This is a genomic window from Niabella hirudinis (assembly GCF_051201075.1).
GTDB classification, from domain to species: domain Bacteria; phylum Bacteroidota; class Bacteroidia; order Chitinophagales; family Chitinophagaceae; genus Niabella; species Niabella hirudinis.
Window position 1 is genome coordinate 1 of sequence record NZ_JBPEHJ010000021.1, and the last position, 11,302, is coordinate 11,302.

The 11,302-nt window shown below is 47.5% G+C and carries 7 protein-coding genes; 3 read left to right on the plus strand and 4 right to left on the minus strand.

The window, feature by feature from the left end:
* Window positions 1-101: 101 nt before the first annotated feature.
* From GGU45_RS21645 to GGU45_RS21655, 3 genes are all read right to left on the minus strand, one after another.
* Window positions 102-3,083 carry a glycoside hydrolase domain-containing protein gene (locus GGU45_RS21645; protein ID WP_435228345.1) on the minus strand — a complete coding sequence of 994 codons (2,982 nt, stop codon included), beginning with the start codon at window positions 3,081-3,083 and terminating at the stop codon, window positions 102-104.
* Between the two features lie 311 nt (window positions 3,084-3,394).
* Window positions 3,395-5,746 (minus strand): hypothetical protein, encoded by a 2,352-nt coding sequence (locus GGU45_RS21650; RefSeq protein ID WP_435228347.1) that lies wholly within the window; start codon window positions 5,744-5,746, stop codon window positions 3,395-3,397.
* Window positions 5,712-6,746: a hypothetical protein gene (locus GGU45_RS21655; protein ID WP_435228349.1), complete on the minus strand. Its 1,035-nt coding sequence runs from the start codon at window positions 6,744-6,746 to the stop codon at window positions 5,712-5,714. Before GGU45_RS21655 ends, GGU45_RS21650 begins: the two co-directional genes overlap by 35 nt.
* A gap of 167 nt (window positions 6,747-6,913) precedes the next feature.
* On the opposite strand from GGU45_RS21655, the gene GGU45_RS21660 reads away from it, so the two are divergent.
* Both GGU45_RS21660 and GGU45_RS21665 read left to right on the plus strand, forming a co-directional pair.
* Window positions 6,914-7,978, plus strand: a complete 1,065-nt coding sequence (locus GGU45_RS21660) for a sensor histidine kinase (protein ID WP_435228351.1) — start codon at window positions 6,914-6,916, stop codon at window positions 7,976-7,978.
* Between the two features lie 40 nt (window positions 7,979-8,018).
* On the plus strand, window positions 8,019-8,744 hold the full coding sequence (locus GGU45_RS21665) for a LytR/AlgR family response regulator transcription factor (protein WP_435228353.1): 726 nt from the start codon (window positions 8,019-8,021) through the stop codon (window positions 8,742-8,744).
* A gap of 222 nt (window positions 8,745-8,966) precedes the next feature.
* On the opposite strand, the gene GGU45_RS21670 is transcribed toward GGU45_RS21665, so the two are convergent.
* Complete coding sequence (locus GGU45_RS21670) at window positions 8,967-9,713, minus strand: phosphoglycerol geranylgeranyltransferase (protein WP_435228355.1); 747 nt, start codon at window positions 9,711-9,713, stop codon at window positions 8,967-8,969.
* Window positions 9,714-9,965: 252 nt separating this feature from the next.
* On the opposite strand from GGU45_RS21670, the gene GGU45_RS21675 reads away from it, so the two are divergent.
* Window positions 9,966-10,640: a hypothetical protein gene (locus tag GGU45_RS21675; RefSeq protein WP_435228357.1), complete on the plus strand. Its 675-nt coding sequence runs from the start codon at window positions 9,966-9,968 to the stop codon at window positions 10,638-10,640.
* Window positions 10,641-11,302: the final 662 nt, after the last annotated feature.

An 11,302-nucleotide genomic window follows, 5' to 3' on the forward strand; every position in this document is an offset into this window, starting at 1 on the left:
GAAATCAGAAATCAGAAATCAGAAATCAGAAATCAGAAATCAGAAATCAGAAATCAGAAATCAGAAATCAGAAATCAGAAATCAGAAATCAGAAACCGAACCTACTCTATCACCAGCATCCATCCTTTATTTTTTGGAACCGGAATTTTTTCACCGATCCTGAAACTCCTGGCTTCCTGAAACTTATTAACCGCCGGCGCCGTAATCGTTGCTTTGGCCGGGTCAATGCCCAGTTGCTTCCAATTGATGCTTAACAGCACGTCCGTATCTGCCTCTGTCCAGCTTGCAAGGGATACCAGCACTTTTCCCTGTTTTTTGTACACCGTGGCTTTTACGCCGGGGTTATCTGTTTTTACGGGATTGGCGCTCACCCAGTAACCGATCATTTTTGAGCCCTGTATGCCAAAATCATCCCAAAGCTTCCAGATGCCTGTAGGATCTGCATTTTCCGTCCAGGGTATCCGGCAGGTCATCCCATATACCATTCCCCGCCAGGCGTTACCGCCATCCTGCAGCATTTCTCCCATTAGTCCAAACGGAATCCCGCTCACCTCGGTTAAAAAGAAATCGGGACTATTGTTTTCATAGTCGAAATATTCCCCAAACCACAAACGGTTCAGGTAAGGAAAATGCTCCATATATAGATTGGCGCTATTGATAAAGCCATCGCGCTTATTATACTGGTTTGCCGAATGCAGGTCGATGATGCCCGGATGTCCACCGGCCGTTAAAACGCGTTTGATCCGTTTCATTGTGATCCGGTCAAATGCCACATCATCCAGATAGATGCCGTCAATGCCCACTTTTTTTGTAAGCCAGTTCATCCCCTCCACATAATAATTATGCCAGCGGCTCATACCACTGTTGATGATGGCAGCGTCCTTTACCTGCGGCACAAACCAGGCGGCAATATAGTCGGAACCCACATGCTCCTGCAGCCAGCGGAACCCACCGCCTTTACCGGGCGAATACACTTCGTGCCCGAGACTTCTTAAAGGAAACAGTTCGTAAGCGTGATTGGATAGCTCCCGTACTGTATTGTATATTTTTACTTTTAGTCCGTTTTCATGCGCCTGGTCGATATAGGTCTTCATCTTTTGCCACTCAATAAATGGGTAGTTGATCCAGGGGTTGATGGCATTTCCATGGTGAATATTTACTATTGTGGCACCAATACTTTTTATTTTGCTAATGCTGTCGTACCGATGGTAGAACCGGGTAGCCCATTGAAAATCGGTATTCAGTGTATGAAAGGGGGTTATCAGCAGGTTAAAGTTAAAATACAGCGTATCCCCTTTTTTCATACTGCGGGCACCGGTATAATTATCGGCGAGGATCGATTTCCCCTTCTGCGCAATGATGATGCCGCCTTTATGGTTGTTGCCCCAGGAGGCCGGAAGCAATAAAGGTTTCTGCAAATAAAAGTTCGTGTTCAGCGGGCGTACATATTTTTCATCGCGCAGGGTATATTGCAAGCCGGCATTGACCGCGCCTACCCAAACCCCGTCCTGGTTCTTATTGGCCACATCCCAGTTCCAGGAGAGACTGTCGGGCCGTAAGCGCCCTTTTTCTCCCAGCCCCATCAGGTAGGTAGCCGCTTCTTTGGTGAAAGGGATATGCAGGGCGATGTTGCGGAAATCGACATCCTGCAGCGCCGTCACTTTTACGGTGTATGCGAGAAACCCGTCAAACTCAAGGGAGGCCGCAACCTCCATCCGTAAGAGGGGGTTGGTATTGACCGCCGTCCAGGCCACCGTTCCCGGTTCCTGCCGGGTGTATTGCAGGCCTTTATTTTCAAATTTCAGGTCCTTGCCATCTGCACCCGTAAAATGAAAATGAATGGGCTCCGTAACAATATTGTTTGGCTCCGTCTTCAGATCCGTCATCTCCTCTGTAAAAAAAGTTTGCAGCTGTGCCGGAAGTCCTGACGGGTCAACAGTTACCCGCCTTCCCAGTAAATCGATCCGGTTATTTTTCAATACCAGCGGCGTGTAAGGCGCAATCACCGTATTTTCCTGGGCCATTGTGGAGTTCAACCAATTTAAGCGCGTTTGCTTCCAGGGTTCCCCGGTATTGCCTTCCCTGGCCAGCTCCGCAGCAATGGTCAGTGCAACAGGAACACGGGTTGCAGCCCCACCGGCGACATCCACGGTTACCTGCCCCCGGTAAACACCGGGTTTAATAGCTGCCGGAATGTTTACAAGACACCAAAGCGGCTGCAGACTGTCTTTAACAACAGGCACCATTTTCGTAAACGGTCTTCCGGTATAATCAATACCCCCGGTATTGATACAACTCATGCCGGAAGCCGGAATAATGCCTCCCCTCTCATTCCGGAGGTCAGAAAACCGGACCGTGACATTGTCCAGGTTCTTTAGCGCATACACTGCCAGCTGAAAGGAATAATTTTCGCCCCGCATTGCACTTCCTTTAAAGTCTTTTACCGCGCCCCGCTGCACCCAGCGATAGGGCAGCTGCGCAAACATTTTAACCGGAAACTGCCGGTCTTCCGGAAAAACCACGTAGTCGGCGCGCTTATACTTGCCAAGCAGCGTACGGGCTTCAGCAGCAGTTGCGGTAACCTCCATCGGATAAAAGCTGTTAAATGCATCGCTCGATTCAAGAGCCACCACCGGGGCATTTTCAGGAAGCTGTGCCGGAAGGTTGTTCAGCCATTCCGCCGATGCAGTATGCTCCGGCTCCAGGTACCTGACCGTAGGATAATTGGGCGATCCGGAATTTTTAGACACCAGGTAATAGAGATAATACCGGCCCTTGCCCGAAACCGGTTCAAAAAGAACCGTGCCTTTTTCGTTATTAATTGCAGCTATTTTTACATTATTGATCTTTGCACCTGTACGTGCATCCTGCACAATGATGCGTTTGCCTTCCGGATTGGCATCCCTGCGCCGCCATTCTACAACTGTTTTGGCTACCTTCCCGGGACCGTTAAACTGTATGATTGCCCGATGATCGCCCAGCGAATCGGAATCCCAGCTGTTGTTTCCATTAACATATTTCAACTGTTGAGCATGCAAACTACCAAAAGCAAGGATGGCAAGCGTTAAAAGAAAATACTTCATATATAGGCTCTTTGATCCGACAAAACTATAAAAAATGGTTCACCGCCTGTCGTTCTTTTTTGCGCAATCGTTTGTGTAGAAAAGCCACTGAGATTCTGATGCACAGATCTTTGATACCCCCCTTCGCAAATGCCGGACGAATCCGTCTCCAGGGACCATCTGTGTTTCAGCGCCTCCCATGTTTGCCACAGAGACTAAAGCACAGAAGACTTCAGGCTGTTGAATGAAGACGGATGAAATGCTGAAACAGCGAGGCCTTTGTTGGAAGAAACATTAAAATCCAGTGTTTCAGTGCTTCTGTGGCATCACTCCTATTTTCCATTTACAAAATCCTGCAGGTAGGAGCAGCGGGTAAGTGTTTCTTTATAAAACCGGGTACCGGCATATTCCTTTTGGTATTGTACAAAAAGAGGATTTCTTTTAAAGCCCCTGTAATATGCTTTTAGTTTCTGATCGTATAGGTCATAATCATAGTTAAAGTCTGCATATTGCGGCTTTCGCAACTCTTTCTGGCGGCATTTAGCTATCATAAACAGGCATTTTGCCCTGAGCTCCTGATCTGTTGCTTTCTTCAATGCCTTTTCAAAATAATCCTTTGCCCGGTAGCAGCCATAATAATCTTTTTCAAATGCGGTTGCCTCCGGCGGTATCATGTACCCATCGGATCCGCTCCTGAAATAGGTAGCCAGCTCCCAGGCATAACCGTAATAGGTAATATTATAATACCCCAGCCCCAGTTTGTAAAGGGCTTGCGGGTCGCCCCCTTTGGTCAGTAAGCTCTTCATGGTTTTGGCATAAGCCAGTTTTGTAGTAGTTGCCTTGTCACCCGGCAGCCGCTCTTCCCGGTCGTACAACAGCTCCTTAAACGGATCTTTTTCGATAAGTGTATTGCCATCATCTTTACCCAGCCAGCTGATCGCTTTATCGTAATTATATTCCCGCAGGTAAGCCGTACCTATATAGTCCGCTACCCCACCAGCATGAAGGGTATTGATGTTTAACAGGAATGATTCAAAAGGAGTAAATCCGGAGGTGGTAAGAAATCCGTACAAGGCCTCTGCCTGCGGTATACTAAAAGAATCCCTTATATAATTAATGGCGCCAGGGTATACCTGGTTGATGGTATCCGCTGCACCATAGGCCAGCACCATCCGGTTGGTTTGGCCCTGCGCGGCGTAACGTGCCGCCATTACATCAACCATAACGTTCTTAAAAAAAACACCCCACTGGTACTGTTGGGGGTTGCTTTCGGAACCCAGGTCCATTTCGTTGGCCTTTTTCCAAAGCCATTGCAATGAGGGCAATATCTTCTGCTCGGCGGCGGCATCCAGCCGGTTGTTTTCGTTGATGGTCACCAGCAGGCTGGTCAGCATCCATTGATCTTCCAGCTGTGGAGAACGTTTTATTTTCTTAGCTGCCGCTAAAAAACGATTGGCGTTTTTATAGTCTTTCAGCATGCAGGAGATATAGGCTGCGCCAATGGGGTATAATGCATTTTCTCCATATTTCCGGTTGCCGGCAATATCTTCAAGGGTTTTTACCAATGCGGTAAGCTGCGCTGTTTCTTCTGCGGAAAAAGATCCCCTGACCGTTTGTACACCTTGCCTCCCGGCGGCAGGCATTTGCATATCAAACCCATGCAGCCAGGCCATCTCTATTTTATTAATCTCCCGTACAACCAGTGTGGGCATCACTTCCATACCGGGATTCAGCTGATGAATCTCCGACAAAACCGCAACATCCGGCGCCGCATTATTCAGGCTGTACAGGGCCAGCATCCCGGCCCTTTCCTCGTTGTTTTTACAAAGCGGGAGATAGGTTTTGCGAAACGGCGCTTCATCAGGAACGGACCAGGCAAAACTGTTAAAGTTGGCAATTCTTTTTACATTGGTGGCATTAAAGATCCGCGAAAAAATATAGGCGGCCTCCGGTTTACGGTTCAGCTGGTAAAGGGCACCGGCCTTTAGCCCCAGGCTCAATGATTGCAATATGCCCGGCGTGGGGTTAGTACCTACCAGCTCATCATAATACCGGATCGCATCTGTATACTGGTGGTTATAATGTGCCAGCCGCACTACCTGGTACCCATATTTCAACCGGAACAATGGCGACTTTGCAGCCTTGTGTAACTGCAGCCCATTCTTAAGTAACCCGTTCATCCTGATACTATCCCTGGGTGTGGCGTTCCAGCTGTTATATTCCTGTGTAACATAGGGCTCCACTTGTTTTGCATACATCAGGTAGCCCAGCGCTTCCAGATCTTTATGCTCAAGAAAGTACCGGGTCATCCCGTTATTTTTTACAGAGTCCGGAAGCGCCAGGGGTTTTCCCTCCTCTATATGATAATACAGCGCCGACAGATCTTTACGGTCAAATTGCATCACAAATGCATGAGCGTCCTTTTGTGCAACAAGGTTTCCGGTAAACGCGCACCATTCTTTTACAATGGCTGCGGCGGTCGCCGGCCGTTCCTCATCGTCCCGCAAAAACTGGAGGTCGGCAAAATAAAACGGTGCATAGGCCGGTGTTGCAGCTGCATATTTATCAAAGAAAGAAGTAAAGGAGCTATAGGCATCTTCCACATCGGCACAACTGAATATATTGTTCGGAATTACCAGAAATATACAGCTAACGCAGGCTGTTATAGATGCTTTCCAGTTCATACAGGGAATATTTATTTAAAGTTAGGGAATCCAGGTGATACAATGCCACGCATAGCCTGTGGCTGTTTAGCTTTCCGGACAGCAATCCACCCACGGTTTTCACAATCTCAAAATCGCTGTTTTCCGGTCTCAAAAATTGCCCGGATTTTATGGGGCGCCCTCCCAACAGCGTGTCCTTTAAAACAAGATATCCCGCGCCAGACCATTTAAAAATCGCGGGTTGGCCCGAAAGATCCATGGCATTTCGGATCAGCCCTTCAAACCGTCCGTTTTCAAAAACAACTACCCAGGAAAACAACGGAAGGCCCGCATCCAGTGGCAGCGGGTAGGTGGAAATACGTTGAATATAACGTTGAAATTCCTGTGCATCAATGATCGAGTTCTTTATATTTACCTGTTGCAGATCGCCCATATTATAGCACATCAGCAATCCCCTGTCAACAGGAGGAACACCGGAGGATTGCCGGTATTTTACCTGGTGCAGGCGGATGGTGACGGCGACCCTTCTTTTCCCATTGAGGGTCTTAAGAACACGCAGGAGTTGAAAATACCGGTTGCGGGTTGTTTCGGACCAATCGCAGTCGATCTGCAGTTCCGGGTAGCTTCCAAAGCCGTTTTGCATTGCGAGTTTATCTGCCAGGCTATTAATATTTTTTGCCAGCAAAACAGTTTGGCCGCTGTCGAGGCCGTAAAAACATTCATTGGTAATAAACACCGCAGGAATCACATTCTTTTGCAGCAGCCAGGCCGTATCCTTTACCAGGAGCTTGGCAACCGGCTCTGGTGCTTGCTTCGTTTTATTCCAAACCACGTCAAACAGCTTGATGTAAAGCGTGGTAACACCCAGGCTATCCGCCCGTTGTTTTTCATACGACGTGGGCGCAAAAACAGTTTTCCAGTAATAGAAAGCCCGCTCCGTTTGCCGGGGTTGACGGTTGTCTTTACAGGCCGCTATACCAAGCACCAGCATGAAAATAAAAACTGCGGTTGATCGATTCATCCAATTCCAGTTGCGGCAAATGTAGGGAGATTCGGGATATCAGTGATGCTCAGCATTCAGCATCTAACCGAAGTCCGAACGCCCATGTTATCTTTCCATTTATAACCAATAATCACCATTTACTTATTTTCATTTAAAACCGGGGTTTTATTGGTTAGTTTTGTGCTATGTTTTCTGGCAAGCAGCGATACTGGTGGTTTCAGCTAATTGGGTGGGGCGGACTTTTTCTCATCCACCTCTTCTTTGCCTGGTTTTATGGAAAATTTGATACGCCACAGGATCGCACGCAGTTTTTCATGCGCGCATTAAGTTTTTTGGTCATTGGTATGATCCTCACTCACCTGATGCGGATGTTCATCCTCCGGCTGGGCCTGCTGGGATATAACCGGGGATTACAGCTGCTCAATTTCATCCTGCTCTCGATCATCACCGCATCCATCTGCAGCATCATTGAGCAACAGGTTTACAAACAATTTATGTTGTTTACCCCGCGGGAAATTGATGTGTTAAGACGCAGGGGCATCTGGCTGGTGTCGTTCAATAATATGATTTCCTGGTTTATTTATATATTTATCTGGAACGCGATTTATATCATTTACCATTACGCCCGCGATTATCAGCAGCAGCAGATCGATACCCTGCAGCTAAAATCGCTGGTTCGTGAACTTGAGCTAAAAACCATCAAATCCAATATCAATCCCCATTTTATTTTTAATGCGCTGAACAGCATCCGGGCCCTGGTAGATGAAAACCCGGGCCGCGCACGCGAGGCTATCACCGAGCTGAGCAATATCCTGCGCAGCAGTATTACGATGCACAAAACGGAATCGGTAACGCTCAAAAATGAACTGGCCATTATTGAAGACTACCTGGCATTGGAGCAGGTGCGCTTTGAGGACCGGCTGGCAGTAAGTTATGATATCGACAGCAATGCGCTCGAAAAACAAATTCCACCGATGATGCTGCAGATGCTGGTGGAAAACGCCATCAAACATGGCATTAGCCGGGAGGTGAGAGGAGGGCTGGTGTATATTGCGGCACGGCTTAGCAATAATCTGATTGAGCTTTGCGTGCAAAACACCGGTAAGCTCACAGCAGCAAAAGAGGATACAGGCTTTGGGTTGAACAGCATCCGCGACCGGCTGAAGCTCTTATACCCCGGGCGCAGCGGCTTTGAAATCCGGCAGCTGAGTGCCGAAACGGTTGAAGCCCGGATCGAACTGCCGGCTTAAACGAAATGCACCCTATTTATAATGAAATAGTATGAAATATATGCGTACAATAATCATCGATGATGAACGCCTGGCGCGTACCGAATTAAAAAAGCTGCTACACGATTTTCCGGAGATAGAGGTGATGGATGAAGCCGGTAATGCAGAGGAAGGCATGCGCAAGATTAACACCCAACAGCCGGACCTCATCTTCCTCGACATACAGATGCCGGGTAAATCAGGCTTTGAATTACTGGAAGAACTGGAATACACGCCCCTTGTCATTTTTACCACCGCTTATGATGAATATGCATTAAGGGCCTTTGAAGTAAATGCATTGGATTACCTGTTAAAACCGATTGATTCCAAACGGCTGGAGGACGCCATAAAAAAACTGAACCTGCCGGACTATGAAGAGAGTGAGGCCGCGTCCTTTACCAATTATGACATCCTGGATGAGAACAGCCAGGTGTTTGTAAAAGACGGCGACCGCTGCTGGTTTGTACGCTTAAGCGAGATCCGGCTTTTTGAAAGTGTGGGCAACTATGCCAAAGTGTTCTTTGGCGTTAACAAACCGCTTATATTAAAATCGCTGAACGCGCTTGAAGAGCGGCTGGACCCCAAAGCTTTTTTTAGGGCAAACCGCAAACATATTATCAACCTGCGGATGATCGAAAAAATAGAACCCTACTTTAACAATGGCCTGCTGGTTGAATTAAAAGACGGGGAAAAGATCGAAGTAAGCCGCAGACAGGCGGTAAAGTTTAAGGAGATGATGAGTCTGTAAGAGGTTTCAGGTTCAAGGTTTCAGGTTTCAGGTCAGATTTCGTTCCATGCATGCAGGACCACTATCCATCAACTATTAACCATTAACTATTCACTACTGACCATACTAAAGACTCAACGCTGAATGTTAAAAAGCTACCCCCCGGTCCAGGTTTCAGGTCAGATTTCGTTCCATGTATGCAGGACCGTTATCCATTAACTATTCACTATTAACTATTGCCTATTAACTCACCGAATGCACGGCATCACTGATCTCTTTAATAAGCGCGGGTGCTTTTTCAATGGCATTGCCTACTACGATTACATCCGCTCCGGCCTCGCAGTTGAGAAGGGCTTTTTCGGGGTCGGTGATACCGCCTCCCACGATCAGGGGTGCTTCGATATTTTCGGCAACTGAACGGATCATGGATTCCGTGATCGGATTCTTTGCCCCGCTCCCTGCATCCATATAGATCAGCTTCATCCCCAGCATTTCGCCGGCCATTGCCGTGCAAAGCGCAATATCGTTTTTATCAGCAGGAACGGGTGCGGCATTGCTGATATACGAAACCGTGGTGGGCGCGCCGCCATCCACTACAATATAGCCGGTAGGTATCACTTCCAGCCCGCTCTTCTTTACAAAAGGCGCCGAAACCACATGCTGGCCGATCAGCAATTCGGGGTTCCGCCCCGAAATCAGGGAAAGATAAAGCAAGGCATCCGCAAATTTACTTACCTGTGAAGGGCTCCCGGGAAATAATACCACGGGAATCTGTGTAAGGGATTTGATCTTACGGATTACTTCATCCAGGTGGGTAGAAAGTACCAGGCTTCCGCCTACAAAGAAATAGTCTACCCCGGAGGCCTCGGAGAGGTCCACCAGGCCGTTTAATGAAGAAGGGTTTACAGAATCGGGGTCCAGCAACACTGCAAAAGATTTTTGCGCGTTCAACTTCTTTTCCACCAGGCCACTATAAATATTCATCTTCATCAGGAAGGAGGTTTCTGCAAAAATGCAAAAGTTTTTCCAAAAAAAGCCATTAAAGCGCTGAAACACTAACGATGAAGCCGCAAAGACCCGGCATTGTTGCCACTGAAACGCAGAAACACAGATTCTTTTAATTAATACTACAGCAATGGCCTCATTTCTAATTTAGAAAAGTCCGTTTATGCATTTTTAACCGATCTTGCATCTTAGCCATACAGCGTTGGTGCTTAAGTTAATTCCAAAATTACGGAAAGCATGAAAAAACAATTCCTGATATTGATGGTACTGCTTAGTTTTCTTACCATTGGCGCCTTCGGCCAGCAAAAAGACATTCAAAATCTGGTACTGTCGGTAGTTGAAAAAGTCGTGCCCGCTGAGTTTTCCTATTTCCACCTGGTAGATTCCAGCTTTATACTGCGCTACCCCGGTTTTGATAAACAGGAACTCAAAGCCTTTTTAAAAGAGAATCCTGGTTTTGACCCGGAGGCGATACTTGCGGAACGTACTAAGGCAAAAAAATTCAACTGGTCTGATTTTAAAATACCCAGAGCCCGGATCAATCCCTATGAAAAAATCCCGCATTATGATGGCCGAAGTGCTCAAATACTCACGTTAGCATGGAACATCCCCGATTCCACCGAACAGAAAATACGAAGGAACAACAAACATTTCGATGTTGTTTTGAAACTGGATAAGGACTGGACGAAGGCCCAGCAAAGGGCCGCCATTCAAAAAGAAGAGGAACGTTATGCCAGCAGGCTGAAAACTGAAGACAAAAAGTGCTTCGTCTTTTCCACTCCTGCTTTTTCTAAAAACCGCCGCTATGCGATTATTGAAGCAAAAACGGCCCGTGAGGGTTGGTGCCTGATCTACAAAAAAATAAAGGGCAAATGGGTTTATCAGATAACACTTTCCAATTGGATGGCGTAGGGCGGGTTAGTGAATGGCTAATCAATGTCGTTTCGTTAGTGCGCGGATGTCCAATTATATGGCTCACTCCCGATGCATCGCATAGGCGTCAAGTTAGCATGCAAACTGTACCCGCCGCATAGCGGCAGATAAATATTGTAAGAGCGGGTTTCAACCCGTCTCGCTATCCACACGAAGGGTTGAGAGCCGTCAGCTCGAAACATCTGCCGTGCCTATGGCACTCACATCTGCCTTTTCGCTGCTAACATCGCGCTGAAGCACGATGTTCTAAAATCTATCCGGGGCTATGCCCCTCAAAGCCTTTAATAGCGCAGATTTGCCGGCATGCTTACATCCCCTTAACCTGACGCCAATGCGATGTATCGGAACACAAACTTTTATCCGCCTTGTGCATGCACGCCAGGTTAAGAACAGGTCTGTTACCATGAAATGTAGTACGGGTAAGCCTTTCAGACCCCAAAGATCGCATCTTTTTATGGCAAACAGGCGCAGCGCGCCGCTGACCCTTATAACGATGAGCGTCCAAAACCTCCCGTAGCCGCAGAGCGGCGGTAATTTCCTGTGCACGGCTTATACAAACTGCAATAATTACCGGTGCGCTGCACCTTTATTACCCGTATTGTTGCTTACTAACAGGATCAGCGCTGCGCTGCAGCTCCCCG

What these genes read in the sequence shown, in the direction of transcription:
- GGU45_RS21645 (WP_435228345.1), bottom strand. Translation starts at nt 3,083, where the DNA reads ATGAAGTATTTTCTTTTAACGCTTGCCATCCTTGCTTTTGGTAGTTTG.
- GGU45_RS21650 (WP_435228347.1), bottom strand. Translation starts at nt 5,746, where the DNA reads ATGAACTGGAAAGCATCTATAACAGCCTGCGTTAGCTGTATATTTCTG.
- GGU45_RS21655 (WP_435228349.1), bottom strand. Translation starts at nt 6,746, where the DNA reads ATGAATCGATCAACCGCAGTTTTTATTTTCATGCTGGTGCTTGGTATA.
- GGU45_RS21660 (WP_435228351.1), top strand. Translation starts at nt 6,914, where the DNA reads ATGTTTTCTGGCAAGCAGCGATACTGGTGGTTTCAGCTAATTGGGTGG.
- GGU45_RS21665 (WP_435228353.1), top strand. Translation starts at nt 8,019, where the DNA reads ATGCGTACAATAATCATCGATGATGAACGCCTGGCGCGTACCGAATTA.
- GGU45_RS21670 (WP_435228355.1), bottom strand. Translation starts at nt 9,713, where the DNA reads ATGAAGATGAATATTTATAGTGGCCTGGTGGAAAAGAAGTTGAACGCG.
- GGU45_RS21675 (WP_435228357.1), top strand. Translation starts at nt 9,966, where the DNA reads ATGAAAAAACAATTCCTGATATTGATGGTACTGCTTAGTTTTCTTACC.